This window comes from Clostridium sp. KNHs214 (assembly GCF_000744935.1).
Lineage (GTDB): Bacteria > Bacillota > Clostridia > Clostridiales > Clostridiaceae > Haloimpatiens.
Genome location: NZ_JQMW01000011.1, coordinates 736,929 through 761,536, shown reverse-complemented (window position 1 = coordinate 761,536; position 24,608 = coordinate 736,929). Strand labels below are relative to the sequence as shown.

Here is a 24,608-nt window from a genome sequence, read left to right as displayed (position 1 = left end):
TACAGTTAGATTTATTTATGGAGTTGAATTGTATGAAAGAAATTGTATTTGTAACAAGTAATAAAGGAAAAATTGCATCAGCCCAAAGAGAACTTGAAAATATAAAGGTTTTACCATATAATGCTGAGCTTATAGAACCTAGAGGCGATGATATAAGTGAGATAGCTAAGGAAAAAGTTGTACAGGCATATAAAATTGTAAAAACACCATGTATAGCATTAGATGCGGGATTTTTTATAAAAGAATTAAATGGATTTCCAAAAGTATATGTTAATCATACATTAGAAACCATAGGAATAAAGGGAATATTAAAATTAATGGAAGACATTGGAGATAGATATTGTGAATTTAAATCTTGTTTAGCGTACTATAATGGGAAGAATATGAAGTTTTTTGAAAGTAAATCACCAGGTAGTATATCTAAAGGTATAAGAGGAGAAGACAACGAAAATAAATGGTCAGATTTGTGGTACATATTTGAGCCTCTAAATTTCAATAAAACATTAGCAGAGTTTAGTGAAAAGGATTTTGAAATGTATAATAGGTTGAAGGAAGAGAGTTGTATAAAGAAATTTGGCATATGGTATAGGGGGGAAACAAATGAATATAGATGAAAAACATAGAAAAATTATAAAAATTGTTCAAGAAAAGTTGACTTGTTCAGCTCATAATTTAGATCATGTATTTAGAGTTTATAATCTTTGCTTATTAATTTCAAAATACGAGAAAGAGGCCGATTTAGAAGTGCTTATTCCAGCAGCATTATTACATGATATTGCAAGAGTAGAAGAAAGTAAAGATAAAACAGGAAAGGTTGATCATGCTATTTTAGGCAGTGAAATTGCAGAGGACATATTAAAAAACTTACAATACGAAGAGGAAAAGATTGAAAGTATAAAGCACTGTATTGTAGCGCATAGATTTAGGACTGGGAATGAGCCTAGGACAATAGAGGCTAAAATACTTTTTGACGCAGATAAGCTTGATGTTATAGGTGCAAGTGGAATTGCTCGTACTTTTATGCTAGCAGGACAATTTGGACAAAGATTAACAGTAAATGAGTCACTAAATGATTATTTAAATAAAAATACTGTTGAAAATGGAAGGTTAAAGGATGTTTCAAAGCATACACCTTTTATAGAATACGAAGTGAAGTTTAAAAAGATTCCTAGTAAATTGTATACGAAAAAGGCAAAAGAAATAGGAAAAACAAGGCTTAAATTTATGGAAGAGTATTTTACTAGATTAAAGTTAGAGATGAAGGGTATTCAGTAAAATTAAATTACATGAATTTAACATAATTGGTATATTAATTTGTAATTGAGTAGAAGTATGTATTTAGGGAGAATTAGTTTTGCTATGTTTATCTACACATATCAAATAGCTTAAAAGCAAATACCTAATATAATTAAGTTGTAAGATATATGCACTTTTTAGAGGACTGGTTTAAGCTGGTTCTTTTTTAAAATTGTAAAAAATATAATAATTTAGAAGGAATTCATATAATATTTAACTAATATAGTATTGTATTAGTTAAATATTTATGAAAACAACATACAAATTATTAGTTAGCGGAGCAGCTTCCGTAGATTCTATTTATTTGAAAGTGGAAGTATTACAGTAGATAGCCACTGAATAAAGAGTAAAAATACTAAAAGATTTTGAAAAGAAAGGAGCGTAATTATGAACGAATTAGTAGTAGCAGGGACAGGGTTTATGGGCATAGTGACCATGATAGTTAAGCTAATGGCTTATATAGCTATTATTTTGGCAGCATCTAAGTTGATTCGTGCATTAGATATTTATATAAATAAAAATCGTTAATAATTTCAGGTATCCTTGGTTCGTTAATATCATAGAAGATAGCTAAAAACTTTGGAATAAATTAACTTATATTTTGAAGTAAAATGTATATATCAACGTGTAAAATGTTTGTAATCACTTTATAATTTGATAAGTACTTTTTGAATTTAGATAGTAATAGAAGTAAAAACATAGGAATTTGCTAGTTTAATTTAAACTAGCTTTTTTGTTTACAGTGAAGGTAGACAACATGTATAATTAGTTATATATGGTATTTGGCTATATAAAATGGGGGAAAGATTATGGGGACTTTTGAATTAGAATATAAAATCTTTGGTCAGGGTAAAACATTTCTCATTATAGAAACTGGTATAGGCAGTTCTTTTTATGATTGGTATTCTATTGTGGAAGAGATAAAAAAATATTTTACAGTTGTATTATATCATAGAGCCGGCTACGGAAAAAGTCAGGTTTCAGATGAATCACGTACCACAAGAAATATGGCAAAAGAACTTAATGAACTTATAGAGAAAATTGGTATAGAAGATAAATTTATTCTAATGGGACATTCCTTTGGTGGATTATGTGTGCAGCAATATGCAAAAATGTATCCTAATAAATTGAAAGGAATAGTACTAATTGACTCTACTTCATATAATTTTAAAAAGTTGTATAGACTTAATGTACCTATTATGAGTGATTTTATTGCAATAGATAAAATGATACAATGGAATGTGAATGCTTCAAAAAAATCTAAGGAAGAATTAAAGATTCAGAATGAAAATATTATTTCAAGTTATATAAAACGCATGTCCTGTAGTGATATGAAAAATGTAGAGGAGTTTTTTACAAGTAATGTACTTCACAAAACTATAGCAGAGGAATTTGAAAATTGGGATAGGGATAGTAAAGACATAAAAAGCATTTCAGAGTTTCCTAATGTTCCGCTTATAGTAATAGCAAGGGATAGTAAGGTAGCAGTGGAGAGCTGGATTAAGTATCAGATTCCAAAGAAAGAAGCTGTATTATATGAAGCTCTGTGGCGTGATTTGCAAATTGAGTTATCAAAGCTTTCAAATAAGGGAAAGCTAGTAATTGCGGAAAATAGTGAACATGAAGTTTATATAGATAGACCAGATATAGTGATTCAATGTTTGAAAGCACTAAGATAACTTAAAAAAATTAATTAAAAAATAAGGGTGATTTTATATGTACGACTTAAAACTATCAAAAATAAATTTAAGAAAAGAAGAAGAAAGAAAAGAAGTGGAAGAGTTTTTAAACAGTTTTGGTTTAATTCTGGATAAAGATGTGGATTATACTATAGTTTTAAGAAATAATGTGGATAAAATAGTGGCTACTTGTTCTAAAGCTAAAAATGTATTTAAGTGTTTTTCGGTATCTCCTAATTTGCAGGGGGAGGGAGTTACATCTACACTTATAACTAATTTAATAGATAAGTCTTTTGAACAGGGGATTTATCACAATTTTATATTTACTAAGCCTAAAAATATAGATATATTTTCATCACTAAATTTTAATACTGTTACTAAGGTGGAAGAAGTAGCTTTATTAGAAAGAGGCATATATGATATAAAGAGTACACTTAAAAACATAATTAAGAAATATGATATAGATGTGAATAAAAACAGAGCTGCCATAGTTATGAACTGCAATCCTTTTACAAAGGGACACAGATATTTAATAGAAAAGGCCGCGAGAGAAAGTGAAGAAGTTTTAGTTTTTATAGTGGAAGAAGATAAATCACTTTTCCCTTTTAAAGAAAGATACGGATTGGTTAAAAAGGGAGTGGAAGATTTAAAGAATGTAAAAGTCATACCTGGAACGGAGTACATAATATCTTCTGCTACATTCCCTTCATATTTCTTAAGAAAGGAAGATGAAAGGCTGAAGGGATATACAAAGTTAGATGCAAATGTATTTGGAAAATATTTTTGTAAGGAGTTAAATATAAACAAGAGATTTGTAGGGAAGGAACCCTATTGCAATGTAACCAGAACTTATAATGCTACGTTAAAAGAGGTATTAGAGCATTATGGTGTGGAAGTTACAGAAATTAAGAGAAAAGAGTTTAGTGGTGGGGCTATAAGTGCTTCTAAAGTCAGGGATTTTATAAAGAAAGATAAGATGGATGAATTAAAAAATTTAATACCTGAAGTTACCTTTGAATTTTTAAATACGGAAAAGGGAGAGGAGATAATGGAGAAGATAAAGAAAAGTAATTCTCCACATTAGACATATGTATATTGCAGAAGATATATTAGATGCTAGAGAAAAAAGAGTAGAAAAGCAGAAAAGAATATTAGAAAAATATTTAAATACATTAATAGTAGTAAGAGCTAATTACCCAGGGGTTAATAAAGACAATACAGTAACTAGAGAAATAGTAGATGTAATAAAAAATGAATTAATAAAAGTTTTTAATGTGGAAAGTTTATGTGATTGTACAAATATAAAATCTCAGGAAATAGAGATAATAGAAAAAAGCAGCGATAATATATTGTTTAAACAATTAGAATTCACTCCAGAAGGGCCTATATTTTTTATGGTAGTTAATAAAAATATTGTAGACGTAAAAAAGCTGTGCATAACTATAGAAGAAAAGCACCCATTGGGAAGATTTGTGGATATAGATGTGTATAATGAAAAAGGTCAGGGGATAAGTAGGAGAGAATTGGGGCTAGCTAGTAGAAAGTGTTTTATATGTAGTGAGGATGCTCACTTATGTGTAAGAAGTAGAAGGCACAGCCAAAAGGAAATAATTGATTTTATAGAGAAAAGTTTTGGGGAATATACAAAAAAACATATGGAGAATAAGCATGAATAAAGAAAACTATAGAGTACAATACAATCATAAAGATAAAATTTATACTGTAGCTAGTTTAGCGGTAAAGGCTATGCTCTATGAGGTAAGTGCTTTTCCTAAACCTGGTCTTGTGACTCCTGTGAGTAATGGAGCTCACAAAGATATGAATTATTTTACTTTTATAGATAGCACCTGTGCTCTTATGGAAACCATGATTAAGTTTAGTGAAATTGGATTTAGTTCTAAAGGAGAAAAAGAGATTTTTAAAGAGGCAAGGGAGATTGGTAAAATAGGAGACAAGCATATGCTTCAAAGCACTAATGGGGTAAATACCCATAAGGGAATGATATTTTTAATGGGATTATCTTGTATAGCAGCGTTAAAGACTATGTACCAGGGAAAGAATTTTGATGAAATAGAGAATACTATAAAGAGAATGACTAGGGGAATAGTAAAAGAAGACTTAGAAGAAGCTATCAATGGAAAAGATGAAGATAGTCTTACTTATGGAGAATTTCTATATAAAAACTATGGTATTACAGGAATACGTGGAGAAGTAGAAAAGGGAATACCTATAGTTTTTGAGCATTCTTTAAAAATATATGAAGAAAACAATGATTTAGATACAAATGACAGACTAGTACACACTTTAATTGGTATAATGAGCTGTTGTGAGGATACTAATGTAATACATAGGCACAATATAGGGGTTTTAAAAGAAGTTCAAAATAAAGCTAAATACATAATGAAACTAGGCGGAATGCAAACTGAAAATGGGCGAAAAGCTGTAGAGGATTTAAACACCGAATTTATAAATAAAAATATAAGTCCTGGAGGTTGTGCGGATTTATTGGCAGTAACAGTGTTTTTTCATAACGTTAAAAAGCTACTTTAAAATAGCCACTAAGAATATTGTGAAGCAAGTGCAATAAGAAAAATCTGTCTTTAAGTCCACAATAAGAATATATTATGAAATAATACATTGAAGAAAAATCTGATTTTAATTCCGTAATAAATGTGTAATTTGGGACTGTTCACAATACGCCAAGAACTTCTAAATGTCTCACAGTTAAAGCCCCTAAAGCTTTCAAACTCACTCGTTCCTCGTTCAAACATGAAAGCTTCTTAACGGGTCTTTAACTGTGAGACATAAGAAGTTCTACGGCTAGTTCAATAGTCCCCAATTCCACATTTATTACTACATTAAAATCAGATTTTTAGTTTAATATGTTTATGGTTGGAGAGGAAGCCTACTAAAGGAGGATTTTCCTCCGCTACGCTACAGAAAATCTTTAATTAAATAAATGGGATAGCAAAAAAGCTATAACTGTTTCATTAAATGGAGTAGTTATAGCTTTTCTTTAAAGGCTTAAAAATCTTTTATTGGCGATAGCCAGCCTAAATAAACTCCGCCTGAGAATTAAGAACTGCCACTAAATCATTTTGGGACTAATATAAATCCTTAGTCATCAAATGTTTTTTAGTACTAGGTTTTAGTTTCTAGATGTTGGAATTTGTTGTTATAATACATATATATGTTTCTTAACATATATGTCGATCATTCATTATAAAGCAACAAGCTTACGCCAAAAAAACTTTATAAAGCACTAAATAAGGCCTAATATATTTTGCCGTGAGGCATTGATTTATATAAATCTTAAATTTGTAGTGTAGACCAGGTAAGAGCTCTTACTTCTTATCTACAAGTTCTTATTTATCCAACAATTAAAGTTATATATTCTTATATATAAATCCTAATTATGCCTACGTATTTACGCTGGCTGCCGCCAATAAAAGATTTTTAAAGCGCTAAAGAGAAAAGCTAAAACTATTTTATTTAATGAAATAATTTTAGCTTTTTTCATTTTACGTTTTTTATCTAATTAAAGATTTTCCATAGCGAAGCGGAGGAAAATCATCCTTTAGTCAGCTGTATTCATCCTCTGATAGCCTATGCATGAACTGAAAAATCTGTCTTTAAGGTAACAATAAATATATTTTCTTAGACTATTGAGCTAGTCTTAGAAATTCTTTGTTTTCAAATTTTAATGCCCGTTAAGAAGCTTTCATGTTTGAGCGCCGCCAGAAGCGAGTTTGAAAGCTTTAGGGTATTAAAATTTGAAAACATTAGAATTTCTTGGCGTATTGCGAGTAGTCTAAGAAAATATATTTATTGTGGACTTAAAGACAGATTTTTTTATTGCACTTTCTTCACAATCTTCTTATGTTATGCCATATTTTTTACATTTTAGTGATACAGTTCTGTGAGTAATGCCAAGGGCTTTCCCTGCCTTATTAAAGCTTTTATATTTTTTCATGGCTATTTTTATAATTTCTTTTTCATATTCTTCTAAAGGCAATAAATCTCCATTAACTAAATTAATCAGTTTTTCTTCTTTATTATCTATACTTCTAATATGAAAAGGCAGGTCATTTAAAGTTATTAGATCCCCATTACACATATTGATAGCTCTTTCAATTATATTTTCTAGCTCTCGTATATTGCCAGGCCAGTGGTATTTTTCTAGATAAATAATGCAGTCGTTTGTAATACCTTTTATATTTTTATTAAGTTTACTATTTAATTTTTGTATAAAGTGTTCTACTAAAAGACTTATATCTTCTTTTCTTCCTCTAAGAGGGGGAAGTGGTATATTAATAACATTTAATCTATAATATAAATCTTCTCTAAATTCACCATTCTTTATCATAGTTTCCAAATCTCTGTTAGTAGCAGCAATAATTCTCACATCGACCTTTTGAGTTTTTAAGCCTCCTACACTTTCAAATTCCATGTCTTGAAGTACTCTAAGAAGTTTTGCCTGCATACTTATGGGCATATCTCCTATTTCATCTAAAAAGATTGTTCCACCATCTGCTAAATTAAATTTACCAGGTTTACTTTTAATAGCTCCTGTAAAAGCACCTTTTTCGTATCCAAAAAGCTCACTTTCTAAAAGATTTTCAGGAATAGCGGCACAATTTACTCTTACTAAAGCATTGTTTTTTCTGGGGCTATTGTAATGAATAGCTTTGGCTATAAGTTCTTTTCCAGTTCCGCTTTCTCCCCTTATTAAAACTGTAGAAGTAGAATCAGAAGCTTTTTCTGCAATATATAGTACATCACGTAAAGAACCACTGTTGCCGATGATTTCTTTAAAGGAGGAATTTAATAGAGATTGTCTTCGTATTTCGTCTTTATAATAATTAAGTTCTTCTTCAGATTTCTCTAATTTACTAACTAATTCTTTCATTTCATTAATAGGCTTTGATATGGAGATTATCCCTTTAAATTTATCATCAATAAATATAGGTTCTATAGTTGAAACTACTTCTTGGTTATCTTTTTTATGAAAGAACTTTTCTAATTTTTTCTTTGTATTAAAAACTTTTATTCTAAGTCCATTAGGTGATATATCTATTAAATCTGCGCCTAGAATAAAATTCTTATTTATGTTAAAATGCTTTTCATAAGCAGGATTTAAATAACTAATTTTTCTATATTCATCTACGAAACAAATTAAGTCATGTGATGCTTCTAATATTTTTATAAATTTTTCATTTAATTCTTCTATACCTATGACTTCGGATATATCTTGGAATATACTGATGGCCCCTAATATTTCATTGTTTTTACCTAAAATTGGTGCGCTATTGGTTATAGTAATGTTGTCATTTATGTGTTGAATTTGACCTATTTGATGACTTTTATTTTCAACTACTGATGGAAGTTCTGATGTAGGGATTATATCTTTTATATATTTGCCATACACTTTTTTTTCAGAGCTATATATTAAATTTAATGCATATTGATTTATTTTAACTATATGGCAATTTGAATCTATAACGATTATTCCTATAGGGATATTATTTATTATTTGTTCATTTGCAATAGTATTTTCTTCTATAATAGCGTCAAGTTTAGACATAGTATTATCTGAATTTAACTCAAAGTTTATAAAGTTAAACATTTCATTTACAGCTTGATAACCAATATCAGAATCATTATTGCAAGATATCTCAATGGTTTCACCCTTTTGTATTTTTAAAGAAAGAAGGGCTAGCATACTTATAGCAAAGGGATCTGATGAGGAATTACTTTTTTTTATAAAAAGATTTATATTATATTTAGATTTTAATTCTGAAGCTTTTAATACAATTGAAGCAGCTATTCTAGTATGAATTCCCTCAATTATATTTACTGTTAAAGTTTTTTTAGGCAATTATAAATCTCCTTTCATAAGAAATTGTTTAAATAAATCTTTGATACTTTTGATACTTATTATTAAAATTTAATCAGAATACTTGATAAATTTTATCAAAAAGACAAATATATATGATAAAATTTATCAACCATGAAGTTTAAATAGTTCCTTCGCTTCTTATGCAACTCATTCTATAGAAATTTCATAATTCAAGTAATGTAATACTTTTTGTGGGTTAATCATACTATTATTTTAATAAAAGCCAAGTTAAATAGAGTTCAACTACAATTAAATTATAAATTTAAAAGAATTATAATAGAAAAACTACTATATTAATAAAAATGGCTTGATAAATTTTATCAATATATAGATTCTATCATAAATACATAGTAGTAATAAAGAATTATTTAAAAAGATAAATAAATTGCAGAAATATGTAGAATATAAGTGTATATAAAAAATAAATGCATATTGAAATTTTATAGAAATCTGCTTTGGCATGCATTTTGCTTTAATTTATACAAAAGTTTAAATTGACGTAAAATTTATTAAATTTTAATTTTTATTAATAGGAAATGCTTAGGAGGAATTTTATATGTTGAAAAAAGGTATTTCAGCATCAAAAGGATATGCTATAGGAAAGGTTGTTATAAAAAAGGAACAAGAGCTAAATGTTGTAGAGAAAAAGATTGAGGATATAATAGCAGAAAAGCAAAGATTAAAAGATGCAGCTGAGGCATCAAGAGAGCAATTAACTAAAATAAAGGAAAAAGCAGAAAAAGAAGTGGGAAAGGATAAGGCAGCAGTTTTTGAAAGTCATATGATGCTTTTAGATGATCCTGAATTCACTGGTGCCATAGAGATGAATATAGAATCAGCAAGTGTAAATGCTGAAAAAGCTCTCAAGGATGTAGTTGACATGTATATGGGCATATTTGCAGCTATGGAAGATGAGTACATGAGAGAAAGAGCAGCAGATGTTAAGGATGTAGGAGATAGAATACTAAAGAATTTATTAGGAGTAACTTCTGGAGATTTAAGTGATATAGAAGAAAATACTGTAGTAGTGGCTCATGATTTAACACCATCAGACACAGCACAGTTAGATAAGAGCAAAGTAATCGCTTTCTTAACCAATATAGGAGGAAGAACTTCTCACAGTGCTATAATGGCAAGAACACTTGAAATACCAGCAGTAGTAGGACTTCAGAATATAACTGAAGAAGTTAAAGATGGAGACTTAGTTATAGTTGATGGTATAGAAGGAATAGTAGAGATTAATCCAAGTGAAGAAACAATAAAAACTTATGAGGGGAAGAAGGATAAATTCCAAGGAGAGCAAGAAGCGCTTAAAAAATTAATAAGTGTTGAAACAGTAACAAAAGCAGGAAAACGTGTTGAAGTAGTTGGAAACATAGGAAAGCCAGAGGATGTACATCAAGTTATAGAAAATGGTGGAGATGGAGTAGGACTATTTAGAACAGAGTTCCTATACATGGATAGAAATGATATGCCAACAGAAGAAGAACAGTTTGAATCTTATAAATATGTAGCGGAAAAATTAGATGGAAAACCTGTTGTAATAAGAACTCTGGATATTGGTGGAGATAAAAAGCTTTCATACTTACCATTGCCAGAAGAAATGAACCCTTTCTTAGGGTACAGAGCTATAAGACTATGCTTAGACAGAAAAGATATATTTAAGGTTCAATTAAGAGCTTTATTGAGAGCAGCGGCTTATGGAAATATTAAGATAATGTTCCCTATGATATCTTCAGTATCTGAATTTTTAGATGCTAAGGGAGTACTTAAAGAATGCATGGAAGAGTTAAAAGTTGAAGGAAAAGAATTCAATGCAAATTTAGAAGTAGGTATGATGGTAGAAATACCAGCTGCTGCCATAGCTGCAGATGAATTTGCTAAACACGCAGACTTTTTCAGTATAGGAACAAATGATTTAATTCAATACACATTAGCTGCAGATAGAATGAATGAAAAGGTGTCATATTTATATGACCCAACGCATCCAGCAGTATTAGCTTTAATAAAGAACACAATAGATGCTGCCCACAGAGCGGGTAAATGGTGTGGAATGTGTGGAGAAGTGGCAGGAGATGAAAGGGTTATACCTTTGCTAGTGGAATATGACTTAGATGAGTTTTCTATGAGTGCTACTTCTATATTGAATGCTAAACAGATAATAATGGAAACAGAAGTAAAATAGAATAAAGAAATGATGCAACCTAGGTTAAGTATTAGCCTAGGTTTTTTTGCATTAAATTCTGTATTTTTAATAGTGATATTTTGATTGAATATTGCATAGTTTATTTGTAACCATATCTTAAGGATATACATGATAACACGATTATATGTTAATATATAATCAAAGGTTTAAGTTTCAGATGGAGTATTATAGTAGATAACCATCGGATAAAAAAGTATTACAAATGTTAAGAGGTGCAAAATGGACAAGTCATCTAAATTTTATAGAAAAGCTGTTAAAGCTTTTGAAAAAGGGCATGTAGATAAAGCGTTAATTATAGGAAAAAAAAGCTTACAGTATAATAATAAAAATAGTTCTACATTGAATTTTATGGGCTTACTTTATTATTTTAAAGGAGAATTAGGTAATGCCCAAAAAATGTGGAATATAAATTATAAATATAATGGAGACATGGTATCTAAAAAATATTTACAAGATAGTAAAATGGATAAAGAAAGGCTAGCTTTATACATAAAAGGAGTAAAACTTTATGATGAAATAAAAATAAAGGATTCTCTAGAAATTTTTACTCAATGTGAACAAAGTGATTTTAATTTTATAAATTTAAATAATTATATAGCAGGCTGTTATATAAAAAAGGGTGATTATAAACAAAGTGAGAATCATATAGATAAGGTACTATCTATGGATCGGAGAAATGTGGCAGCTCTTAAAAGTAAAAAAATGCTTCAGGAATATGGAGTTATTAAAAAGAATTATAAAAAAGAAATTATTTACTTATCAATAATATTAATTTTTATAGTAAGTGTACCTATAATTATTGGATGCAGGAGTTACTTTAATAAAAATAAAGGTAATAATTCACAAAAAATATATACGAAAAAAGAGTATAAAGAAAAAAGTGAAGATAAAAATAAAGATAAAGTACAAAATCAGCAAAAGAATTTACAAAATAAAAGTAGTTCTAAAACTAAGGATAAAAATGTTAATTATGCAAAAGCTGGTGATATACAAAAGCAAGTATTTGATTTGAATACATTAAATGGTTATATAAATGCAAAAGATTTCTACAAAATATATAGCTATATAGAAAATATTAAAGAAGAACCATTGACTGTAAATGAAAAATTAGCATATCATAAAAGTGTAGAGTTATTAAAAAGTGAAGGAGTAAAGTTTTTCTATGAAAAAGCTTTAGATGAGAATAAAAATAATAAAATAAAAGAAGCAAAAGAGAATTTATTAAGAGCTAAAAAATTCTCCAACAATAATTATTTAGATGAGCATATTTTATATTTTTTAGCTACAACCTATGAAAAAGAGGAGGATATACAAAATTCGCTGGTATATTACAATCAATATAGAAGTAAATACAAAAATGGAAATTATGAAGAAGTGGTATTATATAAACTTGCTATATTAAATAGATTTAATGACATTAATTTAGCTAAAAAATATGCTCAGGAATTAAAGAGTTCCCATGCTAGTTCAATTTACAATAATTCTAGGATAAATGATATACTTAATGAAAAATAACAATATGATTAAACCACAAAAGGGTACAATGTGATGGAATTATGAAATTTCATAATTCAAGTAATGTAATACTTATTGTGGGATAATCGGAATATAGATGTATGTTATTAGTAAAAATGTGTAAGTATATTATAAAAAAGTAACTAAAATATGCTTGACTTTGTAAATAGTAAGTAATAAAATATAAGTACAAGGATACCCCGCAGGGGTATAAGGAGGGATAATATGGTTAAGGAAATAAGTTCAATGAATTTTAATACAGAGGTTATGGAAGAAAATGTTCCAGTAGTAGTAGATTTTTGGGCAACTTGGTGTGGACCATGTAGAATGTTAGGTCCAGTTATAGAAGACGTTTCTAATGAATTAACTGGTAAAGCTAAGTTTGTTAAAGTAAATGTAGATGAGAATCCAGATATAGCTCAAAAATACGGAATAGCAAGTATACCAACAGTAATGGTGTTTAAAAGTGGCTCTGTAGTTGGAAATATGGTAGGTTTTAGACCTAAAAATGAAATAATGAAAATATTAAAATCACATATTTAATATAGATGCAGATAATTAACTCAACTTTCCCACATGAATTTCAAGTTCTTATTAGATGAACAAACGTTTTTAATTTAAAATTTGGAATGTAAAATTTAGAATGAAGATTGAAATTACTAGGGGATTTTTTCAATTTATATTTTGAAAAACTTCCTTAAAGGAGTTTTATCCTTCATTCTAAGTTTTTAATTTTAAATTTTAAATATTAAATTTTTATTTTATAAGTTTTATGAAAAAAGATAATTTTTATCGGTGGTATTTGGAGACCATAGTTCACATAAAAGGAAGTGAATAAAGCATATGAATGATAGATATGATATAGCTATAATAGGTAGCGGACCTGCAGGTTTGTCTGCAGCTATTAATGCCCAAATTAGAAATAAAAAAATAATAATATTTGGAAATCAAAATTTTAGTAATAAACTTATAAAGGCTCCAAAGATAAACAATTATTTAGGCTTTTATAGCATAAATGGCCAAGAGCTTAAAAAACAATTTGAAAATCATATAAAATCTATGGGTATAAATATAAAATTTGAAAGAATAAACAATGTGTATGCTATGGGTGAGTACTTTGCATTAATGGCAGGGGACAATACTTATGAGGCTAAGACTGTTATCTTAGCAACAGGCATAGAGTTCACAAGGCCTCTAAAGGGTGAGGAAGAATTTTTAGGCAGAGGTGTTGGTTATTGTGCTACTTGTGATGCACCTTTATATAGAAATAAAGTAGTAAGCATAATAGGATATAATAAAGAAGCTGAGGAAGAAGCTAATTTTGTTTCTGAGCTAGCATCTAAGGTCTATTATATTCCTATGTATAACGGCCAGTATGGCTTAAGGGGTACTGTAGAAATTATAAAAGACACTCCTTTAGAAGTAGCAGGAGATTTAAAGGTGAGAAAATTAGTACTGAAAAATAGGGATATAGAAACTGACGGTGTATTTCCATTAAAGGATAGTGTTCCACCAAGTCAGCTAGTTCCTGGATTAGAAATGGAAGAGGGGCATATTAAGGTGGATAAAAATATGCAAACCAATATACCCGGATGCTTTGCTTGTGGAGATTGTGTAGGAAAACCTTATGCGTATATGAAATCGGCTGGAGAAGGTCAAGTAGCAGCGTTGAAAGCTGTAAGTTTATTAGACGCATGGAAATAATATAGAAGTGGCTGTATCAAGGTGATCTTTAATCACTTTGATACAGCCACTTCTGTTTGTGAAATTTGTGAATCTTTTATTTAACTGCAAAAAATACATGATTTCCTATGGACTTAGTATTTTTTTTATTTATGTTCTTCATCCAAGAACAGGTAGCTATTTTGGGATTATAAAAGAATACAGCTTTAGAAGTAGGATCTTTTCCTTTTAATGCATCTAATACTGCACGGTAACTTTCATCATCCGGGGTTATATCAATTTTGCCATTTTTCACACAGGAAAAGGCATTCTTTTGTTTTACAACCCCCGCTACAGAGTTTGGAAAATCAGGACTAACTAATCTATTTAATATAACAGAAGCTACTGCTACTTTTCCATCATAGGGCTCCCCTCGACTTTCAGCATAAACTACTTGAGACATTAAAAAGATGTCGTCATTACTAATATAATAAGCCTTCTTGTCATTAAAAACCGCCACCAATCCTTTTTTTTCTTCTTTGTATAAATTTTTAGTAGAATTTTCATGTTCTAGTGGTACGCTTTCCTTACCTAGTACTTCGGCCTTTGTTAGTCCAAGACATAAGACGAAGATTAAAAGAAAAGCTTTAAACTTTTTCATTTTTTTCCTCCTTTTATTCTTGCAAAATATATGGCAATAGGAAAAGGTGAAAGTCTAGTAAATAGACTATTATAAATTCACATAAGGTGAATTTATTGATATTATTCCCCACTAGAAAAAAATAATACAAAAATTTTATGAAATTTTGTATTATTTTATTACTTTATGAATAAAACCCCAATTATACCAGTATAATTGGGGTTGAAATTTATATAATGATTAAACCACAATAAGGTATAATGTGATGGAATTATGAAATTTCTCCTCCATGACTTGCATAAGAGCTCGGAACAATAAATTTAATTTAAGAAATTCTAATCTTTTAGCCATATAAAATTATCTAACGCTCACATTCAGCGTCCTGCCTCAGGTTCGCTAGCCTGGCGTCCTTGCCAGGCTTACGATAATTTTATCTGTCTAAAAGAAGAATTTCTAAAATTAAATTTAAACAGTTCCTTCGCTTCTTATGCAAGTCATTCCAGAGAAATTTCATAATTCAGGTAATGTAATGCTTTTTGTGGGATAATCATATAATTTTTTAATAGAGAGATTTTTTCAATTCTTTATATAGATTAGTGAAATTTTCTATGTCAATATTTACATTTGCTAGCTTAGCATTTGAAGTGTTATATAAAGAATTCAATGATTCCATGTCAACATTATCATTTTTAATTTTAATTTGTTCTATACTAACCGTATATTTAAAGTTTTCTAAATAATCTTGGTAGTCATTTAATAATGTTTTTAAAGAATTATAAATGCCTGCTTGCCTTTCAGGAATACTTATGGCATATAAATCCTTGCTGATTTTTTTTATTTCTGACAAATCTACATCTATTTTTCCTAATAAATCATCGTAATTTATTTTATTTACTCTAGCTTCTGGTACTAGATTAAAGTAATCTTTTTTTATTTTTGAGAAATTGGTATAAACCGTATCTATTTTTTCGGAGAAATCTGTTATTTGATTTTGAGAAATTTCTTTATCACGGTATTTCTTAAATTCTTCATAAGTATAATTAATAGATGTATTTATAAGGTTTTCTACTGATTTTGGCCTATTTAAGGTTATATTTTTCATTGTGAATGATGAGTAGTATTTTTCACATTCCCTATAGGAATACTTTATATTGTCAATATTTTTTTGATAATTACTGTTTGTAGGGGCTTTCAACAAATTGATTAAATAATTATATGTGGATATATTTTGGTTTAAGCCCTTCATCAAATAATTATAAGAATCTTTGTATTTTGCTGGAGGAGTTATATTGTTCAATTTGTTTTTTATGTCATTTAGAAGTTTTGTTTTTCCCCATAGACTTTCTGATATAGTTTTTGGGTCAAACTTATCATTTGTATTTAATTTTTCTATATCAGAATTAACTTTATTTATAGAATTTACAATAGTATCTATATTACTTTCATAACCGTTAAAGGATTTATTTATGGAAAAATAATATGTAGCAAAAAAAACTAGAGTTATGATTGCTATAATTCCTGATATAATAGAAATTTTTATTAAAGTACCTTTAGATTTGTTTTCCATAGATGTTCCCTCCTTATATATCATTTATACTTTTATATTATCACAAATCATATAATATTCTAATTATTTTAGTGTAATTTAGTTTATGTTTTTTATACTATAAATAATTCTCATAGTGTATAATTGTATTATAAGAATATAATAGAATAATGTAGTAGAAGAAGGTGGAAATATGCAGGCATTTAATATAATAATTAAAACTATTAAGGATATAAACATAATTTCCTTATTAGATATAATTGTAGTGGCGTATATATTTTATAAAATATATAATTTAATAAAGGAGACTAGGGCAGAGCAACTTCTTAAAGGGATAATTCTTATATTTTTAATGATACCTGTAAGCAGTTTTTTACATTTAGATATGCTCAATTGGATTTTAAACAAAACATTGCCTATAGGTTTACTTACCTTTGTTGTTATCTTTCAACCAGAAATCAGAAGAGCACTTGAACACATAGGGAGAAGTACTTTTGATAAACACATAATAGAAGATGATGAAACTATGGATAAGGTTATTACTGAAGTAGTAACGGCAGTAGAAAATCTATCTGAAAGTAAAACTGGAGCCCTAATTGTTATAGAACAAAGAACTGGTTTAGGAGAAATAATTAATACAGGGACAAAGATAGATGCCATTGTTAGTTCAGCTCTTTTAGAAAATATTTTTGTTGTAAATACTCCATTACATGATGGAGCTACAATAATAAGAAACGATAGAATAGTGTGTTCAGGATGTGTTCTTCCTCTTACAAATAATAACAATATAAATAAAAAATTAGGTACAAGACATAGGGCAGCTATAGGCATATCGGAAAATTCAGATGCCTTAACTATAATTGTGTCTGAAGAAACAGGAACTATTTCTTTAGCTGTCAATGGTGGATTAACACGAAATTATGACAAAGATAAGCTGAAAGATATATTGATAAAGATAATGCAATTTAGAAAGAAGAAAAAGATTTCTTTTAAAGAGAAGGTGAAGGGATGGATAAAAAGAGAAGAAAAGACTTCATAATTAAAGTATGTTGTTTAATTGTTGCCTTTGGATTATGGCTTTATATATCTAATATTGAAAATCCTATAAAGACCACGGTTATAAGGAATGTTAAAGTGAATATTATAAATAAAGATGTACTGTCACAATATAATTTAGTACAATTGCCTAAACAAAGTTACATGGTAAATATAACAGTAAAGGGTGCTACGAGTGACATTTATGCTTTGAAAACATCGTCATTTAAACTAGAAGCAGATATGAGCAGCTATGCACTAAAAAAAGGAACTATGAAGATACCTGTTGAAGTAAAAAGTTCACCAAGTAATATAAGTATAATAAATCCAGAAAGTTTATGGGTTAAAATGCAATTGGATAATTTTTCACAAAAGAAGGTGCCAGTAAAATTAAATATTAAGGGGCAGGCTAAAAATGGATTTAAAACTTCAACACCGCTAGTTACTCCATCTAATGTTACAGTTAGTGGAGCAGAACAATATATAAATTATGTAACTTCAGTTGATGTGGATATGGATTTGACAAATGAAGAGAAAAGTATAGATGGAACATATAAGGTAAAACCAGTGGACATATCAGGAAATAGAGTGGATTACGTTTCTGTGGAGCCTAATGAGGTAAGAATTAAAATTACTTTAGATAAAGATAAAACAAAGTATGTTCCAATAGAAGCAAATATTAAGTCTTCCAAGGGCAAGTTCCCTACTGGGGTATCTATTATTCCGGAAAGTGTATCTATTTCAGGAGATGAATATAGACTAAAAAAAATAGAAAAAATACTTACGGAAGAAATTGATTTAAATAATGTAAATAGTGGTGGAATTGTTGAAATACCATTAAGAATTCCAGAAGGTATAAAAGTATCTTATAAGGGAAACGTTAAAGTTAAAATAACTTACAATACTGTAATTCAGAAAAGTATTTCTTTAAAAGTTAATGTTAAAAACCTAAAGGAGAATTTAGAAGCGGTTTTAAACCCAAAGGAAGTTTCAGTTATAGTGTCAGGAAATGATGATAAGATAAAGTCCCTTAAAAATACAGATGTGAATTGTTCTGTAGATCTTAATTCATTAGGGGAGGGTGCTCATAATATACCGGTTAAAATAGAGTTACCTAATGATATAAAAAGTATTTCATACAATCCACAAACAATTAATGTAACAATCAAAAAGAAGGAAGTGGGCAAAACTAATGGGAATTAGAATAAACAATATAGTATTAGATATAGATGAGGACATAAGCATAGTTAAAGAAAAGGCTCTAAAAAAGCTAAAGTTAAGAGAAAAGGACATAGAAAGTTTTAAAATAATTAGAGAATCTATAGATGCTAGAAAAAAAGATAATATAAGATTTAACTACACTGTAGAAGTAGATTGTGAAAAAGAAAAAAAGGTAGTGGCTAAGGCCAATAATAAAGATGTTAAGCTTGAAGATAAAGTATACGATGATCAAATAACTTTTGGAAATAAAAAATTATCTAATAGACCAATAATTGTAGGTATGGGACCGGCAGGGATGTTTGCCGGTCTCATTATGGCTGAAAATGGATATAAACCCATTATACTAGAAAGAGGTGAAAAAGTAGAAGAAAGAACTGAATCTGTTAATGAGTTTTGGAGAAGTGGTAATTTAAATTTAAATTCTAATGTGCAATTTGGTGAAGGTGGTGCAGGAACTTTTTCAGATGGAAAATTGACTACTAGAATAAAAGATAATAGGTGTGACTATATATTAGAAAAATTCGTTAAATATGGAGCGCCAGAAGAAATTATATATAAGGGCAAACCCCATATAGGAACAGACATATTAAAAATAGTAGTTAAAAATATAAGAGAAAGAATAATGGAACTAGGTGGGGAGATTAGATTTAATAGCTTACTTCAGGATATAGTAATGGAAAATGGTAAAATAAAATGTGCTATAGTAAATGGAGAAAAAATACCCTGTGAAGCACTAATATTAGCCATAGGGCACAGTTCAAGAGATACATATACCATGTTATATAACAAAAATATATTTATGTCCCCGAAAGCTTTTGCTATAGGGGTTAGGGTAGAACATTTACAAGAGTTTATAAGTATAAATCAGTATGGAAAATATGCTAATCATCCTAGGTTAAAGGCGGCAGATTATAGATTGAGTTATACTAGTAAGAATACAAATAGGTCTGTTTATAGCTTTTGTATGTGCCCTGGTGGTGAAGTGGTGGCTGCAGCTTCAGAAGAGGGCAAATTAGTGACAAATGGAATGAGTTATTACAAAAGAGATAAGCAAAATTCAAATTCAGCAATAGTTGTTTCTGTTGGACCGAAGGATTTTAGCTCAGATAATCCTTTAAGTGGAATGGAATTTCAAAGACATTATGAGGGCTTGGCTTATAAGGCAGGTGGAGGGGGATATATTGCTCCACTACAGCTATTAGGAGATTTTTTTAAAGATCAAAAGAGCAGTAAGCTGGGCAGGGTAAAGCCTACATATACACCAGGGTATAATTTTGCAGATTTAAGAGAATGTTTACCTAAGTATGTGGTGGATACCATGAAGGAAGGATTTAAGGACTTTGATAGAAAAATACAGGGTTTTGCAGCAGAGGATACTTTATTAACAGGTATAGAAACTAGGACTTCAGCTCCTTTGAGAATTGAGAGAAATGAAAACTTGGAGAGTATATCTGTAAAAGGTATTTATCCTGCAGGAGAAGGAGCAGGATATGCTGGTGGTATAGTATCAGCGGCAGTGGATGGACTTAAAGTTGCAGAAAATATTATGAAGGAATACAAACCATATATTTAATTTTTATGAAAAAATAGATTTTATTCAGAATTTTTGTTAAAATAAAAATAGTGGGGAAATTATTATAGGGGGTTATGTAATTATGGACAGAAAATATGTTTTAGCAATTAATCCGGGCTCTACCTCTACCAAAATAGCTATATATCAAGGTGAAAAGTGTGTTTTATCACATAGTCTTTCTCATGATTCAGAAGAAATAAAAAAATATGATAGAATTTATGATCAAAAAAACATGAGAACAGATATGATATTGAAATGGCTAGAAGAAAATAATATAAAGTTAGAAGAAATTCAAGGAGTAGTAGGCAGAGGTGGGCTTTTAAGACCTATGCCCGGTGGAACCTATAAAGTTACAGAGGCTATGCTTGAAGATTTAAAATTAGGATATCAAGGACAGCATGCTTCAAATTTAGGTGGGATTATAGCTGAGGAAATAGGAAAAAAAGCAGGAGTTAATTCTTTTATCGTTGATCCAGTAGCAGTAGATGAAGTAGAAGAAGTAGCTAGAATATCAGGTCTCCCAGAGATTCCAAGGAGATCTTTAGTTCATGCTTTAAATGTGAAAGCTGTTACTAGAAGGGTGTGTAAGAAGCTAAACAAATCTTTTTCAGATAGTAGTTTCGTAGTGGCACATATAGGTGGTGGAATAACTGTTTCACCAATTAAAAATGGAAGAATATTAGATTGCAACAATGCTAATGAAGAGGGACCCTTTTCACCAGAAAGAGCAGCTGGACTTCCAGTAGGAGACGTGGTTAAATTAATTTTTAGCAATAAGTATGATGCAAAACAATTTAAGAAAAAAATTATTGGTGAAGGTGGATTAGTAGGGTATTTAGGAACTAATGATGCTAGAAAAGTGGAGAAAATGATAGAAGCTGGAGATAAAAAGGCATTGTTGGTATTTAAAGCTTTTGCTTATCAAATAGCTAAAGAAATAGCAGCTATGGCAACTGTTTTAAATGGTAAGTTAGATGGGATAATTCTAACTGGTGGAGTGGCTTATGATAAGAAAATAGTAGATTGGATAAGTGAAATGGTAGGATTTATTGCCCCAGTGCAGGTAGTACCTGGAGAAGATGAGATGCTAGCTTTAGCACAGGGGGCATTAAGAGTTATAAATGGAGAAGAAAAGGCTAAAATTTATGAGAAAGAGGTGCAGATAAAATGATAAAGAATTTTGATGAGGTTTTACAAAAAGCTAAAAGTATAGAAAGAAAAATAGTATCTGTGGCAGTGGCACAAGATGAGCCAGTTCTTATCGCTATTAAAAATGCAAAGGAGAATGGAATTGCAGATGCTATATTAGTTGGAGATAAGGAGGAAATAATCTCCATTGGAACAAAAATAGGAATGAATATGGCGGACTATGATATAGTAGATGAAAAGGATTACAAGAAGGCCGCATTGAAAGCTGTAGAATTAGTATCTTCAAAGAAAGCAGATATGGTTATGAAGGGACTTGTAGATACAGCTAATTTTTTAAGAGCTGTATTAAATAAAGAAGTTGGTCTTAGAACAGGAAGATTGATGTCACATGTAGCAGTGTTTCAAATACCTACATTAGATAGATTATTGTTTTTAACAGATGCAGCATTTAATATGTATCCAGAACTTAAAGAAAAAGTGGACATAGTAAATAACGCAGTTAAAGTAGCTCATTCTGTAGGAATAGAATGTCCAAAGGTAGCACCAATATGCGCTGTAGAAGTAGTTAATCCTAATATGCCAGCTACTTTAGATGCAGCAACTCTTGCAAAAATGAGTGATAGAGGTCAAATAAAAGGATGCGTTGTAGATGGACCTTTAGGACTTGATAATGCTATTTCTGAAGAAGCTGCAAAACATAAAAAGGTTTCAGGACCAGTAGCTGGACAGGCGGATATAGTGCTAATGCCAAATATTGAAGCAGGAAATGTCATGTATAAAACATTAACTTACACAACTGATAGTAAAAATGGTGGACTTTTAGTTGGAACTTCTGCTCCAGTTGTATTGACTTCAAGAGCAGATAGCGAAGAAACAAAATTAAATTCAATAGCTTTAGCAGCACTTGTGGCAGAACTTTTAAAGAAGAATAATTAAATTAAAATAAATTGAAAATATTAATATGGGGGAGTAAGTTATGTCATATAAGTTATTAATAATAAATCCAGGTTCTACATCAACCAAAATAGGTGTATATGAAGATGAAAATCAAATATTAGAAGAGACTTTGAGACATTCTGCTGAAGAAATAGGTAAATATAGTTCTATATTTGAACAGTTAAATTTCAGAAAAGAGGTAATATTAAAAGTATTAAAGGAAAAGAATTTTCATATAAACACTTTAAGTGCTGTAGTTGGAAGAGGAGGGCTTTTAAAACCTATAGAAGGCGGTACATACAGTGTAAATGAAAGAATGCTTGAGGATTTAAAAGTTGGAGTGCAGGGACAGCATGCATCAAATTTAGGTGGAATACTTGCAAATGAGATTGCCAAATCCTTAAATATTCCTTCTTTCATAGTAGATCCTGTGGTTGTAGATGAAATGGATGAAGTGGCAAGAATATCAGGTATGCCAGAAATAGAAAGAAAGAGTATATTTCACGCATTGAACCAGAAGGCAGTAGCTAAAAGATATGCAAAAGAAAAGGGAAAGAAATATGAAGAATTAAATTTAATAGTGGCTCACATGGGCGGCGGAATTTCTGTTGGTGCTCATAAAAATGGCAGAGTAGTGGATGTTAATAATGCATTAGATGGAGAAGGACCATTTTCACCAGAAAGATCTGGAGGACTTCCGGTAGCAGATCTTACTAAAATGTGTTTTAGTGGTAAATATACATTAGAAGAAATGAGGAAAAAAATCAATGGAAAAGGCGGATTTGTAGCATACTTAGGTACAAATAATGCTAAAGAAGTAGGAGATAAAGCAGTTGCCGGAGATAAAAAGTATAAATTATTATTTGATGCAATGGCTTATCAAGTAGCCAAAGAAATAGGAAAATGTGCTGCAGTACTATGTGGTAAAGTAGATGCTATAATATTAACAGGTGGTATAGCATATAGTAAAGATATGCAAAAGGCTATAAAAGAGAAAGTAGAATTTATATCATCAATAGTTGTTTATCCAGGAGAAGATGAGCTTCTAGCTTTGGCACAAGGCGGTCTTAGAGTTTTAAATGGTGAAGAGGAAGCTAGAGAATATAAATAGAGATATTGTTAACTATAATTAAAAAATTAAGACATTCTATAGGATAACATGTATTATTTGAAATATAAATGGAAACAATTTATCTATTGTAAACGTTATTAAATAGGTGTAAAGTATAAGTGAAGAATAAACTAAATTTTAAAAAGAGAGTTGATGTGCATGAGCAATATAAGAATCTTTACCGGTCATTTTGGCAGTGGTAAAACAGAAATAGCAATAAATGCAGCACTAGATTTAAAAAGTAAAGGTAAAAAGGTAACAATTGTAGACATCGACATAGTAAATCCTTATTTTTGTGTAAGAGATTTAAAAAAAGAATTAGAAGAAAAAGGAATAAAAGTTGTATGTTCTAATCCAGAGTATGTTAATGCAGAGCTAATGGTTGTACCTTCAGAAGTGATGACTGCTTTCAATGATGATAATGACCATGAGGTAATAATTGATGTTGGTGGAGATGATCAAGGAGCTATAGCACTAGGACAGTATAATAGATATTTCAGACAATATGGTTATCAAATGTATTTTGTAATTAATAATAACAGACCTTTAACTAAGGAGTCAGAGGATACAGAAGAATTCATAAGAGATATAGAGATAGCTTCAAGATTAAAAGTAACTGGTTTAATAGCTAATACTAATTTGTCCTATGAAACAGAAATTCATCATGTGCTAGAAGGACATGAAAAAACCATGGAATTATCTAAAAAGCTAAATATACCTTATAAATATTTAACCTGCAGAAAAGATTTGGTAGAAGAAATTAGAGACAAGGTGAATGTAGAAGTTTATGGATTAGATATATTTATGAAACCACCTTGGAGGTAAAAATTTAATCAAATGATTCAGAAAATTTGCAGTAATATTATTATTAATAATTTTGGAAATATAAATTAAATATACAAAGGGGGTAGTGTTATGCCAAGAGTAACTTTCAGAGAAGAGAGATGTAAAGGGTGTGGCAACTGTATAGAAGCTTGTCCTAAGAAAATAATATCATTTTCTGACAAAATGAATGTAAAGGGCTATCATCCAGCAACAGTTACAGAAGAAAAAATGAAAGAATGTATAGGATGTGCTTCTTGTGGAAGAATGTGCCCAGACGCTGTAATAACAGTTGAAAAAGAAGAAAAATAATTAATA

22 protein-coding genes are annotated in these 24,608 nt (G+C 29.7%); 19 read left to right on the top strand and 3 right to left on the bottom strand.

From position 1 onward, the window contains the following. Positions 1-32 precede the first annotated feature (32 nt). The 7 genes from CC89_RS12065 (at position 33) to citG (ending at position 5,525) form a co-directional block, all read left to right on the top strand. The gene (locus CC89_RS12065; protein ID WP_035292436.1) at positions 33-614 is read left to right on the top strand and encodes a non-canonical purine NTP pyrophosphatase; all 582 of its coding nucleotides are present in this window, start codon (positions 33-35) and stop codon (positions 612-614) included. Next, positions 601-1,275, top strand: a complete 675-nt coding sequence (locus CC89_RS12060) for an HD domain-containing protein (RefSeq protein WP_035292433.1) — start codon at positions 601-603, stop codon at positions 1,273-1,275. Before CC89_RS12065 ends, CC89_RS12060 begins: the two co-directional genes overlap by 14 nt. 408 nt (positions 1,276-1,683) lie before the next feature. Beyond that, on the top strand, positions 1,684-1,824 hold the full coding sequence (locus CC89_RS20590; RefSeq protein WP_185750756.1) for a hypothetical protein: 141 nt from the start codon (positions 1,684-1,686) through the stop codon (positions 1,822-1,824). 281 nt (positions 1,825-2,105) lie between these two features. Continuing rightward, positions 2,106-2,975, top strand: coding sequence for an alpha/beta hydrolase (locus CC89_RS12055; protein WP_035292432.1), 870 nt, complete (start codon positions 2,106-2,108; stop codon positions 2,973-2,975). A gap of 37 nt (positions 2,976-3,012) precedes the next feature. Then, complete coding sequence (gene citC, locus CC89_RS12050; protein WP_035292429.1) at positions 3,013-4,059, top strand: [citrate (pro-3S)-lyase] ligase; 1,047 nt, start codon at positions 3,013-3,015, stop codon at positions 4,057-4,059. 4 nt (positions 4,060-4,063) lie between these two features. Then, entirely contained in the window at positions 4,064-4,651 is a 588-nt protein-coding gene (citX, locus tag CC89_RS12045) for a citrate lyase holo-[acyl-carrier protein] synthase (RefSeq protein ID WP_051931750.1), read from the top strand. Further along, on the top strand, positions 4,644-5,525 hold the full coding sequence (citG, locus tag CC89_RS12040; RefSeq protein WP_035292428.1) for a triphosphoribosyl-dephospho-CoA synthase CitG: 882 nt from the start codon (positions 4,644-4,646) through the stop codon (positions 5,523-5,525). Before citX ends, citG begins: the two co-directional genes overlap by 8 nt. Before the next feature lie 1,327 nt (positions 5,526-6,852). Here the strand turns inward: citG and CC89_RS12035 are convergent. Continuing rightward, on the bottom strand, positions 6,853-8,853 hold the full coding sequence (locus CC89_RS12035; protein WP_035292427.1) for a sigma 54-interacting transcriptional regulator: 2,001 nt from the start codon (positions 8,851-8,853) through the stop codon (positions 6,853-6,855). Positions 8,854-9,430: 577 nt separating this feature from the next. On the opposite strand from CC89_RS12035, the gene ptsP reads away from it, so the two are divergent. The 4 genes from ptsP to CC89_RS12015 all read left to right on the top strand — a co-directional run bounded on the left by ptsP (position 9,431) and on the right by CC89_RS12015 (position 14,299). Beyond that, a complete protein-coding gene (gene ptsP / locus CC89_RS12030) occupies positions 9,431-11,059 on the top strand; it encodes a phosphoenolpyruvate--protein phosphotransferase (RefSeq protein ID WP_185750755.1) in 1,629 nt (542 codons plus the stop codon). 240 nt (positions 11,060-11,299) lie between these two features. Continuing rightward, on the top strand, positions 11,300-12,595 hold the full coding sequence (locus CC89_RS12025; RefSeq protein ID WP_035292425.1) for a tetratricopeptide repeat protein: 1,296 nt from the start codon (positions 11,300-11,302) through the stop codon (positions 12,593-12,595). 225 nt (positions 12,596-12,820) lie between these two features. Further along, positions 12,821-13,138 carry a thioredoxin gene (gene trxA, locus CC89_RS12020; RefSeq protein WP_035292424.1) on the top strand — a complete coding sequence of 106 codons (318 nt, stop codon included), beginning with the start codon at positions 12,821-12,823 and terminating at the stop codon, positions 13,136-13,138. 300 nt (positions 13,139-13,438) lie between these two features. Further along, the gene (locus CC89_RS12015) at positions 13,439-14,299 is read left to right on the top strand and encodes an NAD(P)/FAD-dependent oxidoreductase (protein ID WP_035292421.1); all 861 of its coding nucleotides are present in this window, start codon (positions 13,439-13,441) and stop codon (positions 14,297-14,299) included. Positions 14,300-14,375: 76 nt separating this feature from the next. Here CC89_RS12015 and CC89_RS12010 read toward each other — a convergent pair whose 3' ends face one another. Together CC89_RS12010 and CC89_RS12005 are read right to left on the bottom strand one after the other, a co-directional pair. Further along, entirely contained in the window at positions 14,376-14,918 is a 543-nt protein-coding gene (locus CC89_RS12010) for a cell wall hydrolase (protein ID WP_035292420.1), read from the bottom strand. Positions 14,919-15,456: 538 nt separating this feature from the next. Beyond that, a complete protein-coding gene (locus CC89_RS12005) occupies positions 15,457-16,464 on the bottom strand; it encodes a hypothetical protein (RefSeq protein ID WP_035292419.1) in 1,008 nt (335 codons plus the stop codon). A 172-nt stretch (positions 16,465-16,636) separates the two neighbouring features. Here CC89_RS12005 and cdaA point away from each other — a divergent pair, with 172 nt between their 5' ends. The 8 genes from cdaA to CC89_RS11965 all read left to right on the top strand — a co-directional run bounded on the left by cdaA (position 16,637) and on the right by CC89_RS11965 (position 24,602). Continuing rightward, a complete protein-coding gene (gene cdaA / locus CC89_RS12000) occupies positions 16,637-17,482 on the top strand; it encodes a diadenylate cyclase CdaA (protein WP_035292418.1) in 846 nt (281 codons plus the stop codon). Beyond that, positions 17,452-18,681 (top strand): CdaR family protein, encoded by a 1,230-nt coding sequence (locus tag CC89_RS11995; RefSeq protein ID WP_035292416.1) that lies wholly within the window; start codon positions 17,452-17,454, stop codon positions 18,679-18,681. Before cdaA ends, CC89_RS11995 begins: the two co-directional genes overlap by 31 nt. Continuing rightward, positions 18,671-20,272, top strand: coding sequence for an NAD(P)/FAD-dependent oxidoreductase (locus CC89_RS11990; protein ID WP_035292414.1), 1,602 nt, complete (start codon positions 18,671-18,673; stop codon positions 20,270-20,272). Before CC89_RS11995 ends, CC89_RS11990 begins: the two co-directional genes overlap by 11 nt. An 82-nt stretch (positions 20,273-20,354) precedes the next feature. Continuing rightward, complete coding sequence (buk, locus tag CC89_RS11985; RefSeq protein WP_035292412.1) at positions 20,355-21,443, top strand: butyrate kinase; 1,089 nt, start codon at positions 20,355-20,357, stop codon at positions 21,441-21,443. Then, entirely contained in the window at positions 21,440-22,357 is a 918-nt protein-coding gene (gene ptb, locus CC89_RS11980) for a phosphate butyryltransferase (protein ID WP_035292411.1), read from the top strand. The genes buk (CC89_RS11985) and ptb overlap by 4 nt, the downstream gene beginning before the upstream one ends. A gap of 40 nt (positions 22,358-22,397) precedes the next feature. Next, entirely contained in the window at positions 22,398-23,468 is a 1,071-nt protein-coding gene (gene buk / locus CC89_RS11975) for a butyrate kinase (RefSeq protein WP_035292410.1), read from the top strand. A gap of 159 nt (positions 23,469-23,627) precedes the next feature. After that, positions 23,628-24,293, top strand: a complete 666-nt coding sequence (locus CC89_RS11970) for a P-loop NTPase family protein (protein ID WP_035292409.1) — start codon at positions 23,628-23,630, stop codon at positions 24,291-24,293. A gap of 90 nt (positions 24,294-24,383) precedes the next feature. Beyond that, complete coding sequence (locus tag CC89_RS11965) at positions 24,384-24,602, top strand: 4Fe-4S dicluster domain-containing protein (RefSeq protein ID WP_035292407.1); 219 nt, start codon at positions 24,384-24,386, stop codon at positions 24,600-24,602. Positions 24,603-24,608 lie beyond the last annotated feature (6 nt).